Source organism: Pseudomonas sp. EA_65y_Pfl1_P113 (genome assembly GCF_963970525.1).
GTDB classification, from domain to species: domain Bacteria; phylum Pseudomonadota; class Gammaproteobacteria; order Pseudomonadales; family Pseudomonadaceae; genus Aquipseudomonas; species Aquipseudomonas tritici.
This window is the reverse complement of record NZ_CAXAQM010000001.1, coordinates 106,546-129,386: the sequence shown is the minus strand read 5'-3', so window position 1 is coordinate 129,386 and position 22,841 is coordinate 106,546. Positions and strand designations below refer to the sequence as shown.

Below are 22,841 nucleotides of genomic sequence, written 5' to 3'. Positions count from 1 at the left end.
ATGCGAACGTGCCGTCGTGCTCTAACTGTATTGGCTCTCAGCCTCGCACCGCTTGCGGTGTGGGCTGCGGTTCCTGTGGAAGATAGCAACTCAGGCTATAACAATAGCGGGAGCAGCTATCCACCAGCGGGTTATGGTACGAACGGCGCCTATGCGGGGGGAGCGGTTACGTCCGCTCCCTCGGCACAGGGCGAACTGTTCAACCAGCTGCAACGCATGCAGGATCAATTGGCGCAGCAACAAGGCACCATTGAAGTACTGCAGAATCAAGTGAACCAGCTGAAGCAAGAAGGCCTGGAGCGTTACCAGGATCTTGATCGACGTATTGGAACCGGTGTTTCACCTGCCGCCACTCCTGATAATTCTTCTGCCGGTGGCGCGCCTAGCGCTGCTGCCGGTGGTGCCGCAGCGGGGGCTGCAAGCCAAGCCCCTGTCAGCAGCGAACCGGTTGATCCGGCGAAGGAAAAGCTGTACTACGATGCAGCCTTCGACCTGATCAAGGCCAAAGATTTCGATAAGGCCAGCCAGGCTTTTACCGCTTTCCTGCGCAAATACCCGAACAGCCAGTACGCGGGCAACGCCCAATACTGGTTGGGCGAAGTCAACCTGGCCAAAGGTGATGTGCAGGGTGCAGGCCAGGCATTTGCGAAGGTCAGCCAGCTGTACCCCAAGCACGCCAAGGTGCCGGATTCGCTGTACAAACTCGCTGACGTAGAACGCCGCCTGGGTCATACCGACAAGGTCAAAGGTATTCTGCAGCAGGTCGTCGCCCAATATCCGGGTACTTCAGCTGCCCAGTTGGCCCAGCGGGACCTGCAACGCCTGTAAGCAATGCCGCCCGTTTAGAAGAAACCCGCGCCTGGCGCGGGTTTTTTCGTTAGAATCCACGCCCTTTTATGAAACACGCTTCCTGGGGTCTACGCGTTGGCGGGGTCTCTTGAGGTGCCTGACGGAGGCGGACAGCCTGTTTAGCTGTTACGCCCGTGGCGACTATGCAAGACACATTACGAATTACCGAAGTTTTTTACTCATTGCAGGGTGAAACGCGAACGGCCGGCCTGCCCACAGTATTCGTGCGGCTGACCGGTTGCCCTTTGCGTTGCCAATACTGCGACAGCGCCTACGCCTTCAGTGGCGGAACGGTGCGCACCCTCAATGACATCCTGGAGCAGGTTGCCGGTTATAAACCGCGCTACGTCTGCGTGACCGGCGGTGAGCCGCTGGCCCAGCCCAATGCCATCCCTTTGCTCAAGCAGCTGTGTGATGCCGGCTATGAAGTGTCGCTGGAGACCAGTGGCGCTCTGGACATCTCTGCGGTTGACCCCCGTGTAAGTCGCGTGGTCGACCTCAAGACTCCAGGCTCCAAGGAAGCACATCGCAACCGCTACGAGAACATCGACCTGCTGACGGCGAACGACCAGGTCAAGTTCGTTATCTGTTCCCGCGACGATTACGACTGGGCAAACTCCAAGCTGATTCAATATGGCCTGGACCGTCGCGCGGGTGAGGTGCTGTTCTCGCCAAGCCACCATGACCTGAACGCGCGTGACCTTGCCGATTGGGTCGTGGCGGACAATCTACCGGTCCGCCTGCAATTGCAGTTGCATAAATACCTTTGGAACGACGAGCCAGGACGCTGATATGACAGAACAAACAATGGATCAAAAGCGCGCGGTAATCCTGCTTTCCGGTGGCCTTGATTCCGCCACAGTGGTTGCCATGGCACAAGCGCAAGGCTACAGCTGCTACACCATGAGCTTCGACTACGGCCAGCGCCACCGTGCCGAGCTGAACGCCGCCGCCCGCGTCGCTCGTGAGATGGGCGTGGTAGAGCACAAGGTGATCGGCCTCAATCTCAACGGCATCGGCGGCTCCGCGCTGACCGACAGCAGCATCGATGTACCGGAAGCGCCCAGCGAAGGTATCCCGGTGACTTATGTGCCTGCACGTAACACCGTGTTCCTGTCCCTGGCCCTCGGCTGGGCAGAAGTGCTCAGCGCCCGTGACATCTTTATCGGCGTCAATGCGGTGGATTACTCCGGCTACCCGGACTGCCGCTCAGCGTTCGTTGAGTCGTTCGAGCGCATGGCCAACCTGGCAACAAAGGCCGGTGTAGAGGGGCAGGGCTTCCGCATCCTCGCGCCGCTGCAAAACCTGAGCAAGGCCGATATCGTCAAGGCTGGCGTAGGGCTTGGCGTTGATTATTCGCTGACTGTTTCCTGCTATCAGGCAGACGATGACGGCCGTGCTTGTGGGAAATGCGATAGCTGCCGACTGCGTGCAGAAGGCTTCCAAGCGGCCGGAATTGCTGACCCAACGCGTTATTTCTGATTTATTTCAAATAAGGTGTTGAATAATCCTTAGAAATCAGTATTATACGCGCCACCACACAGCGGGTCGTTAGCTCAGTTGGTAGAGCAGTTGGCTTTTAACCAATTGGTCGTAGGTTCGAATCCCACACGACCCACCATATTTGGCGGTTTAGAAAATCCGGAAGGCCCACGCAAGTGAGGATTTCCGGGTTTTTTTTTGCCTGTTTGAACATACCCAAAGCCCCAGGCGGACAAGAAGCCTGGGGCATTTTTGTATCTGTTCGACGGCAAGCGTCACAGGGGCAAGGCTTTTTCTCCCCGTTTGTTGTCAAACGATCCGAACCGCGAGTAGATTGAGTGCTATACAGCTCAGGACAAGGACCGTCATGACCATGCTTTCGCCTATCACCTCCGCCACTACGCTTGTTCCCCGTCCGGCAGAAGCGCCGAGCGCCACTCTGGCGCAAAGCACGGACGTCAGCGTAAAGCGACCGTCCCTGGTCGTCAGCCTGGGCAATGTTGTCTCCGATACGCTTGCTGACACGTATTCCCGCCGGGGGCAATTACCGGGTCAAGAGACCGTGCGTGCCTGGGAGAGCGAAAGCCAGGATGCGCTCAGCAAAACCCTAAATACCAACTTCAACTCGTTGTCCACAGCCAGCCGCTTCAGTGGCCTCGGCACCGGCCTGGTTGCGCAATTCGTCAAGGGCGGCGGGGTGGGGGTTTCCCAGTCTGTTTTGTACGCGAGTGCGGATCGGGCGCAAAACGCTGGCGAACTCAAGATCGATCAGAGTCTGCTGCACACCAAGGCCGATAATCTGCTGAGCCTCAGCATCCAGACCGCCAGCGGCAAGACCGTGACCTTCAGCCTCTCCAGCCAGGCCGATGGCCTGGGTGTGCAGGCCACGGTGGATGGCGGCACCTTGAGCGATGACGAGCTCGAGGCGGTCGGCAAATTGGGCAGCGCCTTCCAGGCCGCCGTAGACGGGGTGACTGCGACGCCGCCGAAGCTCGACCTCAGCCAACTGACGCAGTTTGATTCCAAGCTGCTGGCCTCGGTGAACCTCAACGCCACGCTAAAGGGCCTGGACGGTCAGGACCTGAGCCTGGCCTTCCACGCCGACAGTCAAAGCCGTACTACACGCATGAGTGGCCCGCTGGGCGAACTTAACGTGGCAGTTGACCTGAAAAACAGCGCGATCCTGGGCGATGCCAAGCAGCAGGCCAATGCGCTGAAAAGCTACCTCACCCAGTTTGATCGCGCGCAGGAACGCGGCAGCGCCAAGCCGGAGTTGATGGCGATGTTCAAGGACGCGTTCCGCGCCATGAACAGCCATTATCCACAGGCCATTTCCCTGCCGGAAGCGCTGATCCGCAACCCGACCGACCAGGGACTGCTGACCGGCCTTGCTGATTTCAAGGCGTCGATCAAGCAGGCCGCTGACTCACCCAACCCGATGCGCCCGTCCGAGGTGGACGGCTTTGCCTATCAAGTGTCGCAAAAGACCCGCGTCGGCGGCGGCAGCGCATTGGACCGCAACGTCAGCCAGGACCAGCAGTCGAGCCTCTCCGCGAGTTTCCATAAAGGCCTTAAGGGTGGAAAGGCACCGGCCCTGGATGGCAGCCTGGAGTCGCAGAACTATCTTTATGTGCAAGTGCAGGACAAGGCCAGCAGTTCGGCCAATCTCTCCTACAAGGACGGCCTGCTGGTCAACGCATCCGTCGAGCAGAGTGCCAGCCAGAACACTCGTACGCAGAAGTATGTGATGGGCAAGCTGACGGAGGACACCACTGTGCCGAAAGACGCCTCAGTCAAGCGCGATTACCTCGTCCTTCTCGAATACGCGGCCAAGGAAAGCAAGAAGTCCAAAGATGCACTGCAGGCGTCCACATTGAAAGATGCCCTGGCCGACGTGCATGCCTCGGTGATGTTGCAGGAAGACCCATCTGCACTGGTGCGCTGACACCGCTTGCGAGAACGGGCAGCCCCGCCCTGGGGTTTCCCGTTTTTTGCCCTACAGACGCGCCCGCAGATGCCAGATTAGGCTTTTGAATCCATTCGATATTCTGTAGCCTTGCCGAGCTTCACCTTTACCCGTGCTTGATGAACACAATCACTTCGTCCGGCGGCGCCCGAAGGGCTCCAGAGCCGGTGGTACACTCGACTTTCGCGCTACTGCGCCTGCAGGTCTTGCGAACATGACGCAAATTTCTGAACGCCTTCTGGTCCAAGCCCATCTCGACGCCAAGCAGCCCAAGGCCCTGAGCGCCGATGAAGAGGCGAGCCTGCGCACCGCCATCGCTGCTGAGCTCAAAGCTCAAGACGCCGTCCTGGTTGCCCACTTCTATTGTGACCCGGTGATCCAGGCCCTGGCCGAAGAAACCGGTGGCTGTGTCTCCGACTCCCTGGAAATGGCCCGCTTCGGCGCCGCGCATCCGGCCAAGACCGTGCTGGTCGCCGGTGTGCGCTTCATGGGCGAGACCGCCAAAATCCTTACGCCCGAAAAACGCATTCTCATGCCGACGCTGGAAGCCACGTGTTCCCTGGACCTGGGTTGCCCGGTGGAGGAGTTTTCGGCGTTCTGTGATCAGCATCCCGAGCGCACCGTGGTGGTGTACGCCAACACGTCGGCGGCGGTCAAAGCCCGAGCGGATTGGGTGGTGACCTCCAGCTGTGCGCTGGAAATTGTCGAAAGCCTGATGGACAACGGCGAGACGATCATCTGGGGCCCGGACAAGCACCTGGGTACTTACATCCAGCGCCAGACCGGTGCCGATATGCTGTTGTGGGACGGTGCCTGCATCGTCCACGAAGAGTTCAAGTCCAAGCAGTTGGAAGACATGAAGGCGCTGTACCCGGATGCAGCCATTCTGGTGCACCCGGAGTCGCCGACGGCGGTGATTGAACTGGCGGACGCCGTGGGTTCAACCAGCCAACTGATCGCGGCTGCCCAACGCTTGCCGAACAAGACCTTTATCGTCGCCACCGACCGCGGCATCTTCTACAAGATGCAGCAGCTGTGCCCGGACAAAGTCTTTATCGAAGCGCCTACCGCCGGCAACGGCGCCGCGTGCCGCAGTTGCGCACACTGCCCGTGGATGGCGATGAACACGCTGGAGCGCACGCTGCAGTGCCTGCGTGAGGGTAGCAACGAGATCTTCGTCGAGCCGTCGGTGATCCCGCATGCGGTGCGCCCGCTCAAGCGCATGCTGGACTTCACCCAGGCTGCGCGCCTGAAGCTGGCCGGCAACGCCTGACCCCGTTGTGAACACTGTCAAACTGTGGGAGCTGGCAAACCAGCTCCCACAGTTGATGTGTGTCGTCTGCAATTACTTCTTCTGCTTCGGAACCCGCACCAGTTGCGTATCCGAATAGATATCGTGCCAGCTGCGCTTTTGCTTATCGAACAGCGACCAGATAAACCCCAGCCCCACGCACAGCCACGACGCAATCGACACCACAAAGCGCAACAGCGCCTGCCACAGGCTGATCCGCGAGCCGTCGGCGTTCTGCACGCGCACGCCCCACACCTGCATGCCCAGGGTCTGCCCGGAATGTGTCCAGAACTTGGCGAAGAAACCAAACAGCACAAACAACAGAATCGTCGACAGCAGCGGATCGCCATCCAGTGCGCCGGACTCGGTGAGCGTGCGCATCCTGGCTTCGCCCATAAACGCGATCCAGATCAGCTTGTAGAAGAACGCAGTAACGATCAGCAGCGCGGTGCACAACAGGAAGTCGTAGAACATCGCTGCCAAGCGACGGCCCAGGCCAACGGCGGGGAAATCGCCTGTGGGGCTCAGCAGGGGTTTCGACATGGCAGGGCTCTCTAATGGAAAAAGCCATTTTACGAGCAATCGCACATAAAAAAGCCCCTGATGTCAGCATCAGGGGCTTTTTGTCGCAGTTGGGATCAGCCTTCTGCTTGTACTTCGTCAGCCTGCATGCCTTTCTGGCCTTGCACAGCAACGAACGTCACTTTCTGGCCTTCTTTCAGGCTCTTGAAGCCGTTGCCCTGAATGGCGCGGAAATGCACGAACAGATCCTGACCGCTTTCTGGCGTGATAAAACCAAACCCTTTCTCGTCGTTAAACCACTTGACGGTACCGCTCTGACGTTCAGACATTTTCTTATTTCCTTGACGCTAAAATTAATGACAGCCTCTTTCACATGAAAGAGCACTGGGCTGGGTTGCAGGAAAGTAAGAGACGTCGAACGGGTTGTAGCACAACTACTTCAGCTACTGCCCAGGTCCAGGTTCCAAGCGACCCATGCAAACACAGTGCGCAAACTCTACGCCAACTAATAGATAAAAAACAAGTCCTGGCAAATGCCCCGTGTTTGCTGGGCTTTATGACGCTTTGGCGAATAATGAGGCGTCGACTTATTCGATAGAGTTGGTCACTTGTTATGGGTTTAAACACTTAATAAAGACTATCGGTGATGCACTGTTTTGTGGCGGTTGCGTTACAGATTAGTGCACGCTGGCGCAACCGCGTTACTTATAGAAACAGTCAATCAACCGCGGTAGTAACGTTGCGGCACAAATGGCATTTTACTTACACGCAGTGGCACTTTTTTCCCACGCACCAGCGCAGACACTTCGGTATCCAGCGCGATGAATGCACTGTCCAGGTAACCCATAGCCAGCGGGCCACCCAGCGTCGGACCGAAACCACCGCTGCACACCCTGCCAATCACTGTGCCGTGTTCGTCAACGATTTCCGCGCCTTCGCGCACTGGCGTGCGCTCCTGTGGCAACAGGCCAACACGTTTACGACTTACGCCGGCTTGCTGCTGGGTGAAGACCTTGTCGGCGCCCGGGAAGCCACCGGCACGCGCGCCGTCGGCGCGGCGGGCCTTGGAGATCGCCCACAACAGGCTGGCTTCGATGGGTGTGGTGTCGGTGTTCATGTCGTGGCCATACAGGCACAGGCCGGCTTCCAGGCGCAGCGAGTCGCGGGCGCCCAGGCCGATGGCCTGTACTTCGGTCTCAGCGAGCAGGCTGCGGGCCAGGCTTTCGGCGTTGGCGGCCGGCACGGAGATTTCAAAGCCGTCCTCACCGGTGTAGCCCGAACGACTGACGTAGCAGTCCACACCCAGCAGGCGCAGGGTGGTGAACTGCATGAAGGTCATCTTGGTGACTTCCGGTGCCAGGCGTGCCAGTACCTTGACCGCCGCCGGCCCCTGCAGGGCCAGCAATGCACGCTCTTCGAACAGCGGTTCGATGCTGCACTGGTCGCCGATATGCTGGCGCAGGTGCGCCAGATCCTGATCCTTGCAGGCGGCGTTGACCACCAGGAACAGCTCGTCGTTACCCAGGTTGGCCACCATCAGGTCGTCGAGAATGCCGCCCTGGTCATTGGTGAACATCGCGTAGCGCTGCATGCCCACCGGCAAGTCGATGATGTCGACCGGCACCAGGGTTTCCAGGGCTTTGGCCGCATTGGCGCCGGTGAGGCGGATCTGGCCCATGTGGGACACGTCGAACAGCCCGGCTTGATCACGGGTGTGCAGGTGTTCCTTCATCACACCCAGAGGGTATTGCACCGGCATGTCGTAGCCGGCGAAGGGCACCATGCGCGCGCCCAGCTCAATGTGCAGGGCGTGCAGTGGGGTTTTCAACAGGGTTTCGGTGGACATATTCAGCTCCTGAAAAACGTGCTGGCGCGCCGTTAGGCGTCAGCACTCGATAATGTTGACCGCCAAACCGCCACGGGCGGTTTCCTTGTATTTGCTTTTCATGTCGGCGCCAGTCTGGCGCATGGTGCGGATGACTTTATCCAGCGAGACGAAATGTTGGCCGTCGCCGCGCAAGGCCATACGCACCGCATTGATCGCCTTGACCGAACCCATGGCATTGCGCTCGATGCAGGGCACCTGCACCAGCCCGCCAATCGGGTCGCAGGTCAGGCCGAGGTTGTGTTCCATGCCGATCTCGGCGGCGTTTTCCACTTGGGAGACGCTGCCACCCAATACTTCGCACAGCGCGCCCGCCGCCATCGAACAGGCCACGCCTACTTCACCCTGGCAGCCGACTTCGGCGCCGGAAATCGAGGCGTTTTCCTTGTACAGAATGCCGATGGCAGCGGCGGTGAGCAGAAAACGCACCACGCCGTCTTCGTTCGCGCCGGGGATAAAGCGCATGTAGTAATGCAGTACGGCTGGCACGATCCCGGCCGCGCCGTTGGTCGGCGCCGTGACTACGCGCCCGCCGTTGGCGTTTTCTTCGTTGACTGCCAGGGCGTAAAGGTTGACCCAATCCAGCACCGACAACGGGTCGCGCAGCGCCGATTCCGGGTGCTTGCACAGCTGGCGATGCAGCGCAGCAGCGCGCCGCTTGACCTTCAAGCCACCCGGCAAAATCCCCTCATTGCGGCAGCCCGCGTCGACGCAGTCCTGCATCACTTGCCAGATTTTCAACAGGCCTGCGCGGGTCTCCGCTTCGGGGCGCCAGGCACTTTCATTGGTCAGCATCACCTGGCTGATGGACAACCCATAGGTAGTGCAATGACCGAGCAGGTCTTTGGCGTGTTTGAAGGGGAAGGTCAGCGGCGTGGCGTCTTCGACAATCCGGTCAGCGCCTGCGGCGTCCTCATCTACCACAAACCCGCCACCGACCGAGTAGTACTCGCGGCTGCGGATCTGGATGTTGGCGGCGTCAAAGGCACGAAAGATCATGCCGTTGGGGTGGTAGGTGAGGGGTTTGCGAATCATCGCCAAGTGTTCTTTCTCATTGAACGCAATGCTGTGTTCGCCGAGCAAATTCAGGCAGCCGTCCTTGCGCATCTGCGCCAGGCGCGTCGCCACGGTTTCGGTGTTGACGGTGTCCGGGTGTTCGCCTTCCAGTCCGAGCAGCACGGCCTTGTCGCTGCCGTGGCCTTTGCCGGTGGCGCCCAGCGATCCATAGAGTTCCACCTTGACGGTGGTGGTGGCGCTCAGCAGGTTGTCACGGCGCAAGCCCTCGACAAACCGGGCTGCGGCGCGCATCGGGCCGACGGTGTGGGAACTGGAGGGGCCGATGCCAATCTTGAACAGGTCGAACACGCTAAGGGACATGGTTGTTCTCCGGTTTCTTATTATGTGTGGGAGGTACTCGATTCAACTGTGGAAGAGGTGTGTGTGGGAGCCGGGCTTGCCCGCGATGCAGGCACCTCGGTCCATCTGGCAGACCGAGGTGAGGCTATCGCAGGCAAGCCAGCTCCCACACAAGCCAGCTTTCACATCTAATCGAGCACAGCCTCAGTTATGCGTAGCTCTCGATCGACGGGCATGCACACACTAGGTTGCGATCGCCAAACACGTTGTCGACCCGGCCAACCGGCGGCCAGTATTTGCCTTCGATCAACGAAGCCACCGGGTACACAGCCTGTTCACGGCTATACGGGTGTGTCCACTCGCCCACCAGCTCGGCTGCGGTGTGCGGCGCGTTCTTCAGCGGGTTGTCATCCTTGTCCAGGGTGCCGTTTTCCACGGCGCGGATTTCTTCGCGGATGGCGATCATGGCGTCGCAGAAGCGGTCCAGTTCTTCCTTGGATTCGCTCTCGGTCGGCTCGATCATCAACGTGCCCGCGACCGGGAACGACATGGTCGGCGCATGGAAGCCGAAGTCGATCAGGCGCTTGGCCACGTCATCTACGCTGATGCCGCTGCTGTCTTTGAGTGGGCGCAGGTCGAGGATGCATTCATGCGCTACCAGGCCGTTGCTGCCGGTGTAGAGCACGGGGTAGTGCTCCTCCAGACGACGGGAAATGTAGTTTGCATTCAGGATCGCCAGTTGCGAAGCGCGCTTGAGGCCCGCGCCGCCCATCATGCTGATGTACATCCAGGTGATCGGCAGAATGCTTGCGCTGCCGAACGGCGCCGCGCAGACCGCGCCTTCCTTGCGTTCCATGGCTGCGTGGCCTGGCAGGAACGGCGTGAGGTGCGACTTGACGCCAATCGGGCCGACGCCCGGGCCGCCACCGCCGTGGGGAATGCAGAAGGTCTTGTGCAGGTTCAGGTGGGACACGTCGCCGCCGAACTTGCCCGGTGCGCACAGGCCGACCATGGCGTTCATGTTGGCGCCGTCGATGTACACCTGGCCGCCGTTGTCGTGAATGATGCCGCAGATTTCGCGGATACCTTCTTCGAACACACCATGGGTGGACGGGTAGGTAATCATCAGCGCGGCGAGGTGGTCGCGGTGCTCGATGGCCTTGGCGCGCAGGTCTTCGATATCGACGTTGCCACGCGCATCGCAGGCGGTGACGACAACGCGCATGCCAGCCATGTTGGCGGTGGCAGGGTTGGTGCCGTGGGCCGACGATGGGATCAGGCAGATGTCGCGGCGTTCATCGCCACGGCTCTGGTGGTAAGCACGGATGGCCAACAGGCCCGCGTACTCGCCTTGGGAGCCGGCGTTCGGCTGCAGGGAGATTGCATCGTAACCGGTGGCCGCGCAGAGCATGGCTTCCAGGTCGGAGGTCAGCTCCAGGTAACCGGTGCTTTGCTCGGCCGGGGCGAAGGGGTGCAGGGCACCGAACTCGGCCCAGGTCACCGGGATCATTTCGCTGGCGGCGTTGAGCTTCATGGTGCACGAGCCCAGCGGGATCATGGTGCGGTCCAGCGCCAGGTCCTTGTCGGCCAGCTTGCGCAGGTAGCGCATCAGCTCGGTTTCCGAGTGATAACGGTTGAACACCGGGTGGCTGAGGACGGGCGAATGGCGCAGCAGTGCGGCCGGTAGGGCGCTGTCAACGTTGGCAGTGAAGGCTGGCAGCGGCTTGCCGTCGGCGAAGATGCTCCACAGCGTTTCGATATCCGCCTGGTTGGTGGTTTCGTCCACCGACACGCCAAGACGCTCAGCGTCCACCACACGCAGGTTGATGCGCTGGGCACGGGCCTTGTCGTGCAGGGCGGCGGTGTTGGCGCCGGTGTTGAGGGTAATGGTGTCGAAGAAGTTGGCTTGCTCGACTTTCAGGCCCAGGGCGGTCAAGCCCTTGGCCAGGATCGCGGTCAACTGGTGCACGCGCTGGGCGATCTGGGTCAGGCCTTTGGGGCCGTGGTACACGGCGTACATGCTGGCGATGTTGGCCAGTAGCACCTGGGCGGTGCAGATGTTGCTGGTGGCCTTTTCGCGGCGGATATGCTGCTCGCGGGTCTGCATCGCCAGGCGCAGGGCCGGCTTGCCGAAACGGTCGACGGACACACCTACCAGGCGGCCCGGCATGTCGCGCTTGAACGCATCCTTGGTGGAGAAGTACGCCGCGTGCGGGCCACCGAAGCCCAGCGGCACGCCGAAGCGTTGCGCGCTGCCGATGGCCACGTCGGCGCCGAATTCACCCGGTGGGGTCAGCAGGGTCAGGGCCAGCAGGTCAGCGGCTACCGCGACCAGTGCGTTGGCGGCGTGGAAGCGCTCGGTGAGCTCGCGGTAGTCGAACACGTCACCGTTGCTGGCTGGATATTGCAGCAGGGCGCCGAAAAACGGGGTGACGTCGTTCAGTTCGCGCTCATCGCCTACGACCACATCGATACCCAACGGCTCGGCACGGGTGCGCAGCACGTCGAGGGTTTGCGGGTGGCTGTGGATCGAGGCGAAGAAGGCATTGCTGCCCTTGTTCTTGCTCAGGCGTTTGCAGAAGGTCATGGCCTCGGCGGCAGCGGTGGCTTCGTCGAGCAGGGAGGCGTTGGCGATCGGCAGGCCGGTGAGGTCGCTGATCAGGGTCTGGAAATTCAGCAACGCTTCCAGGCGGCCTTGGGAAATCTCTGGCTGGTACGGCGTGTAGGCGGTGTACCAGGCCGGATTTTCCAGCAGGTTACGCAGGATCGGCGACGGCGTGTGGCAGTTGTAGTAGCCCTGGCCGATGTAGGTTTTGAACAATTGGTTCTTGCCGGCGATGGCCTTGATCCTGGCCAGGGCCTCGGCTTCGCTCAGGCCGTCTTCCAGGCCGAGCACGCTGGTGCCCTTGATGCTTTCCGGGATCACGCTGGCGCTCAGGGCTTCCAGGGAGTCGAAACCCAGGCTGGCCAGCATGTGCTGCTCGTCTTCCTGACGCGGGCCGATGTGGCGGGCGATAAATTCGTTGGCAGTGCTCAAGTTGATCGTCATGGCGCGCTCCTCAGGCTTCAGCGTTGGCTTTGATCAGGCGGTCGTACGCGTCCTGATCCAGCAGTTTAGCTACCGCCTCGGCGTCGGCCGGTTTAAAGCGGAAGAACCAACCTTCGCCCATCGGGTCTTCGTTGACCAGTTCCGGGTTGCCATCGAGTTTTTCGTTCACTTCGAGCACTTCACCGTCCAAAGGCATGTACACGCCGCTGGCGGCTTTTACGGACTCGACGGTAGACGCTTCGGCGCCCTTGTCGTAAGCCTGCAACTGCGGCAGTTGCACGAAAACCACATCACCCAGCGCGTTCTGCGCAAAAGCGGTGATCCCCACGGTGACGCTGCCGTCAGCTTCGGCGCGCAGCCATTCGTGATCTTCAGTGAAACGCAACTCGCTCATGGAAACTCCTCGGGGCCAGATTCGTCTGGTGGACGGGATTGGAATAATGGGGAGTTACTTAGCAATATCGCGGCCAAGCTTGTTAAAGCCTTTTAAATCAAGGGTTTAATAAAAAATGGTTATGACGATAGGGCATTTGGCTGTAGCGATTTCGCTACACTCCGACGCGCAGAAAAAAGCCTATGCGGATCAAAGCCTTGCATGGCGCGCAAAAAACAAGGTTGTAGCGATATCGTTCCGCTGTAGCGCTTTCAGTACAGCCGATGTCGTTCTCAGACCAACTTTTGCAATACGGTCCTGTGGGCGCTGGCTGGCCTGCGATGGCGGTCCATCAAACCCAAATGGGCCGGCTGACCCACCGCTATCGCAGGCCAGCCAGCTCCCCCATTGAGACTGCGTTTGTTCAGTCAGGGTTTGTTGGGAATGCCGTACTTGCGCAGGCGATGGGCAATCGCCGTGTGGGAAGTCTGCAAGCGGCTGGCCAGTTGGCGCGTCGAGGGGTAGCTGCTGTAGAGCTTTTCCAGCAGGCTGCGCTCGAAATCTTCCATGGCCTGTTCCAGGCTGTCGACTTCACCGTCGCCCTGGCGCGCTACTGACGTGCCGGCGATGTCGAGGTCGCCAATGTCCACCAGGCTGCTTTCACAGACGGCGGCGGCGCGGAAGATCACGTTTTGCAACTGGCGCACATTGCCCGGCCAGCGGTTGCCCAACAGCGCCGGGTAAGTGCCGGGCGCCAGGCGGCAGACCGGACGTTGGATCTGCGCACAAGCCTGCTGCATGAAATAGCGCGCCAGCAGCAGGATGTCCTGGCCGCGTTCGCGCAGCGGCGGTACTTCGACGTTGAGCACATTGAGGCGGTAGAACAAGTCTTCGCGAAAGGTGCCCTCGCTGACCATCTTTTCCAGGTCGCGGTGGGTGGCGCTGAGGATGCGCACATTGACCTTCACTTCACGGTCGCCACCGACGCGACGGAAGCTGCCGTCATTGAGAAAACGCAGCAGCTTGGCCTGCAGGTACGGGGACATCTCACCGATCTCATCCAGGAACACCGTGCCCTGGTTGGCCAACTCCATCAGCCCCGGCTTGCCGCCGCGTTGCGCGCCGGTAAAGGCGCCCGGTGCATAACCGAACAGTTCACTTTCGGCGAGGTTTTCCGGCAGCGCCGCGCAGTTCAATGCCAGAAAGGGCGCGCTGTGACGCGCGCTGATGGCGTGGCAGGCACGTGCCACCAGCTCCTTGCCGGTGCCGGTTTCGCCTTGAATCAATAGCGGTGCATCCAATGCCGCCACCCGCTGCGCGCGCGCCTTGAGCGTGCGGATGACGGGGGATTCGCCGAGCAGCGCATCAAACCCTTCGGCATGGTCGTGGTGCAGCGCCGACAGTTGTTCGCCGATACGGTTGGGTTGGTAGAGGGTGAGCAGGGCACCGGCGTCGGTGATCGGCGTGGCGTCCAGCAGCAAGGTCTGGCCGTTGACGCTGATCTCACGCAGCGGCAGGCGAAAGCCGTGTTCCAGCAACGTGTCCAGCAGCGTCGGGTCGTTGAACAGCTCGCTGATGCTTTCCCCGGCCGGTTCGCGGCCATACAGGGCGATCAGTGCCGGGTTGGCCAACAGAATCTTGCCGGCGCTATCCAGGGCCAGCACCGGGTCGGTCATGGCGGCCAGCAGGGCATCGAGTTGCAGGTGGCGGCGTTGACCGGGGAGGATATCCACCACCGTGACCGCCTGTACGCCGTGCACGCGGAAGAGGGCGTCGCGCAGCGCTTCCAGCACCTCAGCGCTCAGGGTCGGCGCATCGATGTAGACATTAGGCGGCACCATTTCCACCGCATCCAGGTTGAGATTACGCCCACCGAGCAAGGCCAGGACTTCCTGGGTGATGCCGACGCGGTCGATGAAGCTGACGTGGATACGCATGGGGCGGATCTTGATTCTGGAGTGCGGAGGGTGGCCAGTATGCCTTGGAGATGATGGAGATCAAAATGTGGGAGCAAGCCAGTCAGCTCCCACAGGGGATTTGCGGTGTTGTTACTCCAGGTGCTCGGGCTTGACTGGATCACCCGGCTTCACATCCAGCTGATGCCGCACATCCTCGAACATCAAGTCGTACTGCTTGTGCATCGAGCCGTTCAACACCGCGGTCTTGGGCATTCCATACTTCTGCGCAATATTCATCGCATGCCGCGCAAAGTCGAACGCCTGGTCCTTGGGCAGGAAGAACGCTTCCTTGAGGTCCTTGCCCTGCACCGAGCCATGCAGCGTGAACAGCATCCCCTTGCCTTCCTTGGGGTCCTGGCTGACTTCATACTCGATGCACAGGTTGTAGCTGTAGTCCTGGGCATTCAGCGCGTGACGTTCAACGTGCAAGTGACCGGGTTCAAAGGTGGCCATAGGCGTCTCTCCTCTACTTCACAGATAGGTGATGCCAGGTTTTGCCGTGCTGATGCGTGTACCGGCGCTGCCCTGGACGATGGCTTCGATGTCCGAGAGTGAACCGATGACGGCGGTTTTGCCAGTCTGGCGGGCGAACTCGCAGGCGGCTTGCACCTTGGGCCCCATGGAACCGGCGGCGAAGCCGAGTTTTTCCATTTCGTCAGGGTGGGCCTGGCCGATGGCTTTTTGGGTCGGCTTGCCGTAGTCGATGAAAGCGGCGTTGACATCGGTGGCGATCACCAGCAAGTCGGCGTCCAGTTGCGCAGCCAGCAAGGATGAGCAGAGGTCTTTGTCGATCACCGCTTCGATGCCTTGGAGCTTGCCGTCTTCGCCGTACATTGTCGGGATGCCGCCACCGCCCGCACAGATCACGATGGCGCTTTTTTCCAGTAGCCACTTGATCGGGCGGATTTCAAAGATACGTTTCGGCCGTGGGCTGGCGACCACACGGCGGTATTTATCGCCGTCTGGTGCAATTGCCCAGCCTTTCTCGGCGGCGAGCTTTTGCGCTTCGTCCTTGGAATACACTGGGCCGATGGGCTTGGTCGGGTTCTGGAACGCTGGGTCCTTGGCGTCGACTTCCACCTGGGTGAGCAAGGTGGCGAACGGCACTTCGAAGTCCAATAGATTGCCCAGCTCCTGCTCGATGATGTAGCCGATCATGCCTTCGGTCTCGGCGCCGAGCACGTCCAGCGGGTAGGGCGAAACCTGGGTGTAGGCCGCCGCCTGCAATGACAGCAGGCCGACTTGCGGGCCATTGCCGTGGGCGATCACCAGCTCGTTGCCGGTATGGATCTTGGCGATCTGCTCGGTGGCGATGCGAATATTGGCGCGTTGGTTGTCCGCCGTCATGGGTTCACCACGGCGGAGCAGGGCGTTGCCGCCCAGGGCTACGACGATGCGCATACAGAGTGTCCTTCTGAAAGTTCTGATGAAGGAACGCGGTCAATGTGGGAGCTGGCTTGCCTGCGATAGCATCACCGCGGTCTGCTTGATAGACCGAGGTGCCTGCATCGCGGGCAAGCCCGGCTCCCACATTTGTCCTCATTGCCAACTTAAGGGTTAGATATCCGCCAACGCCGACACCAGAATCGCCTTGATGGTATGCATGCGGTTCTCCGCCTGCTCAAACGCAATGTTGGCCGGCGATTCAAACACCTCTTCAGTCACTTCCACGCCATTGGCCAGGTTCGGATAGCGCGCGGCGATGTCCTTGCCGACCTTGGTTTCGCTGTTGTGGAACGCCGGCAGGCAGTGCATGAACTTCACGCGTGGGTTGCCCGAGGCTTTCATCATCTTGGCGTTGACTTGGTACGGCAGCAGTTGCTCGATGCGCTCGTCCCACGCTTCCACCGGCTCACCCATCGACACCCAGATATCGGTGTGGATGAAGTCCACGCCTTTCACGGCTTCTTTCGGGTCTTCGGTGATGGTGATGCGTGCGCCGCTTTCTTCGGCGAACGCCTGGCATTGCTTGATGAAATCTTCGTGCGGCCACAGGGCTTTCGGCGCACCGATGCGCACGTCCATGCCCAGCTTGGCGCCGATCATCAGCAGCGAGTTGCCCATGTTGTAACGGGCATCGCCGAGGTAGGCGTAGCTGATGTCATGCAGCGGCTTGTCGCTGTGTTCGCGCATGGTCAGGGTGTCGGCGATCATTTGCGTCGGGTGGAATTCGGCGGTGAGTCCGTTGAACACCGGCACGCCGGCGAATTTGGCCAGCTCTTCGACGATTTCCTGCTCGAAGCCACGGTACTCAATGGCATCGAACATGCGCCCGAGCACCCGGGCGGTGTCTTTCATGCTTTCTTTGTGGCCGATCTGCGATGAAACCGGATCGATATAGGTGACGTGGGCACCCTGGTCATGGGCTGCGACTTCGAAAGCGCAACGGGTGCGGGTCGAGGTTTTTTCGAAGATCAGCGCGATGTTCTTGCCTTTCAGGTGCGCACGCTCGGTGCCGGTGTATTTGGCGCGTTTGAGGTCTCGGGACAGGTCCAGCAGGTAGTTGAGCTCGCGGGTGGTGTGGTGCATCAGCGAGAGCAGGCTGCGGTTGCGCATGTTGAAAGCCATGATGGATCTCCTTAATAGTCGATTGGGTCGCGGATGATCGGGCAGGTCATGCAGTGGCCGCCGCCACGGCCGCGGCCGAGTTCACCGGCGCTGATGGTGATGACTTCCACACCGGCCTTGCGCAGCAAGGTGTTGGTGTAGGTGTTGCGGTCGTAACCGATCACCACGCCAGGCTCCACGGCGACCACGTTGTTGCCGTCGTCCCACTGCTCGCGTTCGGCGGCGAAGCTGTTGCCACCGGTTTCAACCACACGCAGGGCCTTGAGGTTGAGCGCTGCGGCTACGGTCTCAAGGAAGTTGGTTTTCTCGCGTTGGATATCGATACCGTGCGGCTTGCTTTCGTCAGGGCGCAGGGTGAAGGGGACGATTTGGTTGACCACTTCGGGGAAGATGGTGACCAGGTCGCGGTCGCAGAAGCTGAACACGGTATCCAGGTGCATCGCCGCGCGGGATTTCGGCAGACCGGCAACGATCACGCGTTCCACGGCTTTGTTTTTGAACAAGTTGCGCGCCAATTGGCCGATGGCTTGGTGGGACGAGCGTTCGCCCATACCGATCAAGACCACGCCGTTACCAATGGGCATCACGTCGCCGCCTTCCAGCGTGGCGGCACCGTGTTCCTGGTCGGGGTCGCCGTACCAGATCTGGAAGTCCGCGTGGGTGAACTCAGGGTGGAATTTATAGATGGCGCTGGCCAACAGGGTTTCCTGGCGTCGCGCCGGCCAGTACATCGGGTTCAGCGTCACGCCGCCGTAGATCCAGCAGGTGGTGTCACGGGTGAACTGAGTGTTGGGCAGCGGGGGCAGGATGAAACTGGCGTGGCCGAGGAAGTCGCGGAACATCTCGATGGTCTTGCCACCAAAGCTGCTCGGCAGGTCATCCGCCGATACGCCGCCGATCAGGAACTCAGCGATCTTGCGCGGCTCCAGACTGCGCAGCCACGAGCTGACTTCATCGACCAGGCCCAGGCCGACCGTGTTGGAGGTGATCTTGCGCGCCAGGATCCAGTCGAGCGCTTCAGGGTTGGCAACGATGTCGGTCAGCAGGTTGTGCATTTCCAGCACATCAATGTCCCGCTCGCGCATCTTGGTCACGAAGTCGAAATGGTCGCGCTTGGCCTGGGCCACCCACAACACGTCATCGAACAGCAGTTCATCGCAGTTGTTGGGCGTCAGTCGTTGATGGGCCAAGCCTGGGGAGCACACCATGACTTTGCGCAGTTTGCCGGCTTCGGAATGTACGCCGTACTTTACTTTTTCCGTGGTCATTACAGATCCTCCAAGGAACAACAGTTTCTTTGGGTAAAAAGCTACAAGGTCAAAAAGCCGTCGTAGAGCCCATACGCCGCCACCAGGGCGCCAATGACCACTGCGGCGAAAATCAGCTTCTCGACGAGGGTGAAAATCGGTTTGCCCAGTTCACGCTTGGCCTTGGCGAACAGGATCGCGCCGGGGGCGTAGAGCAGGGCGGAGAGCAGCAGGTATTTGGTGCCGCCGGCGTAGAGCAGCCAGATCGCGTAGATCAGGGCGACCGCGCCAATGAACAGGTCTTTCTTGCGTTCGGCCAGGGCGTTTTCGTAGGTTTCGCCACGCACCGCCAGCAGCAGGGCGTAGGCCGCCGACCACAGGTAAGGCACCAGGATCATCGAGGTGGCGAGGTAGATCAGCGACAGGTAGGTGCTGGCGGAAAACAGTGTGATCACCAGGAAAATCTGCACCATCGCGTTGGTCAGCCAAAGGGCATTGACCGGCACGTGGTTGGCGTTTTCCTTACGCAGGAACTCCGGCATGGTGTGGTCCTTGGCAGCGGCGAACATGATCTCCGCACACAGCAGCACCCATGACAGCAACGCCCCGAGCAGCGAGATGATCAAGCCGACGCTGATCAGTACCGCGCCCCAGTGGCCCACCACATGCTCCAGCACGGCGGCCATCGACGGGTTCTGCAGCTTGGCCAGTTCTGGCTGAGTCATGATCCCCAGCGACAGTACGTTCACCAGCATCAGGAACAGCAACACGGTGATAAAACCAATCACGGTAGCCTTGCCCACGTCGGAGCGTTTTTCCGCACGGGAGGAGAAGATGCTTGCGCCTTCGATGCCGATGAACACCCACACGGTGACCAGCATCATGTTGCGCACCTGGTTCATCACACTGCCCAGGTCAGGGTTTTTCACGCCCCAGATGTCTGCGGTGAAGATGTCCAGCTTGAACGCGAACACTGCGATCAACACGAACAGCACCAGCGGCACGATCTTGGCGACGGTGGTCACCAGGTTGATGAACGCCGCTTCCTTGATCCCGCGCAGCACCAGGAAATGCACGGCCCACAGCAGTACCGACGCACCGATCACTGCGGCCGGCGTGTTGCCTTCGCCAAAGATCGGAAAAAAGTAGCCGAGGGTGCTGAACAGCAACACGAAGTAACCGACGTTGCCCAGCCAGGCGCTGATCCAGTAGCCCCACGCGGAGGAGAAACCCATGTAGTCGCCAAAACCGGCCTTGGCGTAGGCGTACACCCCGCCGTCGAGGTCGGGCTTGCGGTTGGCAAGAGTTTGAAAGACAAACGCGAGGGTCAGCATGCCGATGGCGGTAATCACCCAACCAATCAACACCGCACCGACATCGGCGCTGGCGGCCATGTTTTGCGGCAGTGAGAAGATCCCGCCACCAATCATTGAACCGACGACAAGTGCAACCAGTGCGCCTAATCGAAGTTTTCCGGGAGATTCAGACATCGCATAACTCCAATGCAGGAGAAGAGAGGCCGCAGAATAATGCCGTGCGCTAATCAATCATCTGACTCAGATCACTTCATTGGCAGATACCTGTGTGAATTAATAACTTGAGGTTGAAAGCTTCAGGCACGAATTTTCCGCGCAAAGCCGCTTCCCAGAGCGATCCCTGCGTTTTGATTAATCATTTAGTGCTGCCTATGGGCGTTTGAAGCTAGACCGTTTTCTCGAATGTGCAAACTTTGCGAAAATGCGACAGCAAGTAGCGTGGAAGCGACAAGGTAGTCGCCGTATTTAAATTATAAGTAAGCCTAAACTATACAAGCTGTCATGCCGTTGGGTTATGAGCGTAGCGTTTTTATCGCAGTCTCTAATAAACGATACACTGGCTGAGTTAATTAGTTGAGTGCACGGTTGTTAGCTCGAATTATTATTTATTCAGGAGTGTTCATGTCCCAACCGGCCCAAAAACTTCGACTCAGTGCTTTGATTGCCTTGGTAGTGGGCTCGATGATCGGCGGCGGGATCTTCTCCCTACCGCAGAACATGGCCGCGCGCGCCGAGGTAGGTGCCGTATTGATCGGCTGGGCGATCACCGCCGTCGGCATGCTGACCCTTGCGTTTGTGTTCCAGACCCTGGCCAATCGCAAACCCGATCTGGACTCGGGGGTGTATGCCTACGCCAAGGCGGGTTTCGGCGACTATATGGGCTTCTCCTCCGCATGGGGCTATTGGATCAGCGCATGGATGGGCAACGTCGGTTACTTCGTGTTGCTGTTCAGCACCCTCGGTTACTTTTTTCCGGTGTTTGGCCAGGGCAACACACCAGTGGCCATCGGCTGTGCGTCGTTGCTGCTGTGGGGCGTACATTTCCTGGTAATGCGCGGGATCAAGGAGGCGGCCCTCATCAACCAGATCACCACGGTGGCCAAGATCGTGCCGTTGCTGATGTTCATCGTGATCGCCGCCGTAGCGTTCAAGGCGGATATTTTCACCCGGGACATCTGGGGCCTGGGTAATCCGGGCATCGGCAATGTGGTGGACCAGGTGCGCAACATGATGCTGGTCACCGTGTTTGTGTTTATCGGCATCGAGGGCGCCAGCGTGTATTCGGCGCGCGCCGAGAAACGCTCGGACGTGGGCCGCGCCACGCTGATCGGCTTTCTTGGCGTGTTGGCGTTGCTGGTGCTGGTGAATGTGCTGTCCCTGGGGATCATGAGCCAGCCGGAGCTCGCGCAGTTGCAAAACCCGTCCCTGGCCGGTGTGCTGGAGCATATCGTCGGGCCCTGGGGCGCGATGGCAATCAGCATTGGCCTGGCGGTGTCACTGCTCGGCGCCTTACTGTCCTGGGCGCTGCTCTGCGCGGAAATTCTCTACGCCACCGCCCATGACAAGACCATGCCGGCCTTTCTGAAAAAGGAAAACGCCAACCAGGTGCCGGTCAACGCGTTGTGGCTGACCAATGTGATGATCCAGGCCTTCCTGGTGATTACACTGTTTTCCCACAGCACCTACACCACCCTGATTTACCTGGCCTCGTCGATGATTCTGGTGCCGTACCTGTGGTCGGCGGCGTATGCGGTGTTGTTGAGCGGGCGTGGCGAAACCTATGAGGGCGCTCACGGCCAGCGCATGAAAGACTTGCTGGTGGGCCTGATCGCCCTCGGCTATGCGGTGTGGCTGCTCTACGCTGGCGGCTTGAAGTACCTGCTGCTGTCGGCGCTGCTGTATGCACCGGGCGTGATCCTGTTTGCCCTCGCCAAGCGTGAGCAGGGCCAGCCTCTGTTTACCCACCTGGAAAAAGGCATTTTCAGCTGCGTGATCGCGGGCGCCGGGTTGGCGGCGTATGGGCTGTATAGCGGAGTGCTGTCGCTGTGAGACTGGCGTATCAGCCGCCTTATGACTGGGCGGCGATGGTGGGTTTTCTATCGGCGCGCGCTATCGCTGGGATGGAGACGGTCGAAGCTGGCATGTACCGGCGCAGTATCAGCGTGAGCGGCCAGCACGGCTGGCTCAGCGTGGTACCGGGGGCTGGCGATTGGTTGGACGTGGCGGTGGAGTTTCCAGAGGGTTCGGCGCTGCCTGAGATCGAACGGCGCCTGCGCAAGCTGTTTGATCTGGATGCCCAGCCTCAGTTGATCAACGCGCAATTGGCGACGGACCCGTTGATGGCGCAGTTGGTGGCGGCGCGTCCCGGCCTGCGCGTGCCGGGCACTTGGGATGGCCTGGAACTGGCGATTCGGGCAGTGCTGGGCCAGCAGATCACGGTAGTGGCCGCGATTCGTTTGGCGGGCAAGCTGGTGGCGCAATACGGTCAGCCGCTGCAAACACCGTATGCGGGTATCACGCATGTTTTTCCCACGCCCGAGGTATTGGCGGCTGCGGACCTGGCGACCTTGGGCATGCCCAAGGCGCGTGGGCGCACGTTGTCGGGTGTCGCACAGGCGTTGCTGGATGATCCTGAAGTGTTCGAACCCAAGGCCAGCCTCAAGGAAGGCGTGGCACGGCTGGTGGCTTTACCGGGGATTGGCGATTGGACGGCGCAGTACATCGCAATGCGCCAGATGCGTGAGGCGGATGCGTTTGCGACGGGGGATATCGGGCTGATTAATGCGCTGGCAGCGTTGGCGGGTGGGCCGGTTTCGGCGCGGCAGTTGTCGGCGCGGGCCGAGGCTTGGCGGCCGCTCAGGGCTTATGCGGCGCAGCATTTGTGGACGTCGTTGCAGCGGTCAGATTGATAGTGTCTGTACGGGCCTTATAGCAGGCAAGCCAGCGCCCACAGTTGGAATGCGGTCAAGTGTGGGCGCT

19 protein-coding genes and 1 tRNA gene are annotated in these 22,841 nt (G+C 60.2%); 8 read left to right on the top strand and 12 right to left on the bottom strand.

What is annotated here, in order from left to right; all coding sequences use genetic code 11:
- From ybgF to nadA, 6 genes are all read left to right on the top strand, one after another.
- Positions 1 to 828 carry a tol-pal system protein YbgF gene (gene ybgF / locus AACY52_RS00645; RefSeq protein ID WP_339417190.1) on the top strand — a complete coding sequence of 276 codons (828 nt, stop codon included), beginning with the start codon at positions 1 to 3 and terminating at the stop codon, positions 826 to 828.
- Positions 829 to 992: 164 nt separating this feature from the next.
- Positions 993 to 1,640, top strand: coding sequence for a 7-carboxy-7-deazaguanine synthase QueE (gene queE / locus AACY52_RS00640; RefSeq protein WP_339417189.1), 648 nt, complete (start codon positions 993 to 995; stop codon positions 1,638 to 1,640).
- A 16-nt stretch (positions 1,641 to 1,656) separates the two neighbouring features.
- Positions 1,657 to 2,331 carry a 7-cyano-7-deazaguanine synthase QueC gene (queC, locus tag AACY52_RS00635; RefSeq protein WP_339560203.1) on the top strand — a complete coding sequence of 225 codons (675 nt, stop codon included), beginning with the start codon at positions 1,657 to 1,659 and terminating at the stop codon, positions 2,329 to 2,331.
- Between the two features lie 63 nt (positions 2,332 to 2,394).
- Positions 2,395 to 2,470 (top strand) — tRNA-Lys (locus tag AACY52_RS00630).
- A 228-nt stretch (positions 2,471 to 2,698) separates the two neighbouring features.
- A complete protein-coding gene (locus tag AACY52_RS00625; RefSeq protein WP_339417188.1) occupies positions 2,699 to 4,276 on the top strand; it encodes a lactate dehydrogenase in 1,578 nt (525 codons plus the stop codon).
- Between the two features lie 235 nt (positions 4,277 to 4,511).
- Positions 4,512 to 5,570: a quinolinate synthase NadA gene (gene nadA, locus AACY52_RS00620; RefSeq protein WP_339417187.1), complete on the top strand. Its 1,059-nt coding sequence runs from the start codon at positions 4,512 to 4,514 to the stop codon at positions 5,568 to 5,570.
- Positions 5,571 to 5,642: 72 nt separating this feature from the next.
- On the opposite strand, the gene AACY52_RS00615 is transcribed toward nadA, so the two are convergent.
- The 12 genes from AACY52_RS00615 to arcD (AACY52_RS00560) all read right to left on the bottom strand — a co-directional run bounded on the left by AACY52_RS00615 (position 5,643) and on the right by arcD (AACY52_RS00560) (position 20,036).
- Positions 5,643 to 6,131, bottom strand: coding sequence for an RDD family protein (locus AACY52_RS00615; protein ID WP_339417186.1), 489 nt, complete (start codon positions 6,129 to 6,131; stop codon positions 5,643 to 5,645).
- 95 nt (positions 6,132 to 6,226) lie between these two features.
- The gene (locus tag AACY52_RS00610; RefSeq protein WP_339417184.1) at positions 6,227 to 6,439 is read right to left on the bottom strand and encodes a cold-shock protein; all 213 of its coding nucleotides are present in this window, start codon (positions 6,437 to 6,439) and stop codon (positions 6,227 to 6,229) included.
- A 392-nt stretch (positions 6,440 to 6,831) separates the two neighbouring features.
- On the bottom strand, positions 6,832 to 7,956 hold the full coding sequence (gcvT, locus tag AACY52_RS00605; protein ID WP_339417182.1) for a glycine cleavage system aminomethyltransferase GcvT: 1,125 nt from the start codon (positions 7,954 to 7,956) through the stop codon (positions 6,832 to 6,834).
- A 39-nt stretch (positions 7,957 to 7,995) separates the two neighbouring features.
- Positions 7,996 to 9,372 carry an L-serine ammonia-lyase gene (locus tag AACY52_RS00600; RefSeq protein ID WP_339417180.1) on the bottom strand — a complete coding sequence of 459 codons (1,377 nt, stop codon included), beginning with the start codon at positions 9,370 to 9,372 and terminating at the stop codon, positions 7,996 to 7,998.
- 187 nt (positions 9,373 to 9,559) lie between these two features.
- Positions 9,560 to 12,400, bottom strand: coding sequence for an aminomethyl-transferring glycine dehydrogenase (gene gcvP / locus AACY52_RS00595; RefSeq protein ID WP_339436033.1), 2,841 nt, complete (start codon positions 12,398 to 12,400; stop codon positions 9,560 to 9,562).
- 10 nt (positions 12,401 to 12,410) lie between these two features.
- Positions 12,411 to 12,794, bottom strand: a complete 384-nt coding sequence (gene gcvH / locus AACY52_RS00590; RefSeq protein ID WP_339417177.1) for a glycine cleavage system protein GcvH — start codon at positions 12,792 to 12,794, stop codon at positions 12,411 to 12,413.
- A 407-nt stretch (positions 12,795 to 13,201) separates the two neighbouring features.
- Positions 13,202 to 14,710, bottom strand: coding sequence for a sigma-54-dependent transcriptional regulator (locus AACY52_RS00585; RefSeq protein WP_339560160.1), 1,509 nt, complete (start codon positions 14,708 to 14,710; stop codon positions 13,202 to 13,204).
- Between the two features lie 111 nt (positions 14,711 to 14,821).
- Positions 14,822 to 15,184 carry a DUF5064 family protein gene (locus AACY52_RS00580; protein ID WP_339417175.1) on the bottom strand — a complete coding sequence of 121 codons (363 nt, stop codon included), beginning with the start codon at positions 15,182 to 15,184 and terminating at the stop codon, positions 14,822 to 14,824.
- Positions 15,185 to 15,202: 18 nt separating this feature from the next.
- Positions 15,203 to 16,132, bottom strand: coding sequence for a carbamate kinase (arcC, locus tag AACY52_RS00575; RefSeq protein ID WP_339436034.1), 930 nt, complete (start codon positions 16,130 to 16,132; stop codon positions 15,203 to 15,205).
- A 156-nt stretch (positions 16,133 to 16,288) separates the two neighbouring features.
- The gene (locus tag AACY52_RS00570; RefSeq protein WP_339417172.1) at positions 16,289 to 17,299 is read right to left on the bottom strand and encodes an ornithine carbamoyltransferase; all 1,011 of its coding nucleotides are present in this window, start codon (positions 17,297 to 17,299) and stop codon (positions 16,289 to 16,291) included.
- 11 nt (positions 17,300 to 17,310) lie between these two features.
- Positions 17,311 to 18,567, bottom strand: coding sequence for an arginine deiminase (arcA, locus tag AACY52_RS00565; protein WP_339417171.1), 1,257 nt, complete (start codon positions 18,565 to 18,567; stop codon positions 17,311 to 17,313).
- Positions 18,568 to 18,608: 41 nt separating this feature from the next.
- Complete coding sequence (arcD, locus tag AACY52_RS00560; RefSeq protein WP_339417170.1) at positions 18,609 to 20,036, bottom strand: arginine-ornithine antiporter; 1,428 nt, start codon at positions 20,034 to 20,036, stop codon at positions 18,609 to 18,611.
- A 447-nt stretch (positions 20,037 to 20,483) separates the two neighbouring features.
- Here arcD (AACY52_RS00560) and arcD (AACY52_RS00555) point away from each other — a divergent pair, with 447 nt between their 5' ends.
- Together arcD (AACY52_RS00555) and AACY52_RS00550 are read left to right on the top strand one after the other, a co-directional pair.
- Positions 20,484 to 21,911: an arginine-ornithine antiporter gene (gene arcD / locus AACY52_RS00555; protein ID WP_339417168.1), complete on the top strand. Its 1,428-nt coding sequence runs from the start codon at positions 20,484 to 20,486 to the stop codon at positions 21,909 to 21,911.
- Positions 21,908 to 22,771: a DNA-3-methyladenine glycosylase gene (locus AACY52_RS00550; RefSeq protein WP_339417166.1), complete on the top strand. Its 864-nt coding sequence runs from the start codon at positions 21,908 to 21,910 to the stop codon at positions 22,769 to 22,771. Before arcD (AACY52_RS00555) ends, AACY52_RS00550 begins: the two co-directional genes overlap by 4 nt.
- Positions 22,772 to 22,841 lie beyond the last annotated feature (70 nt).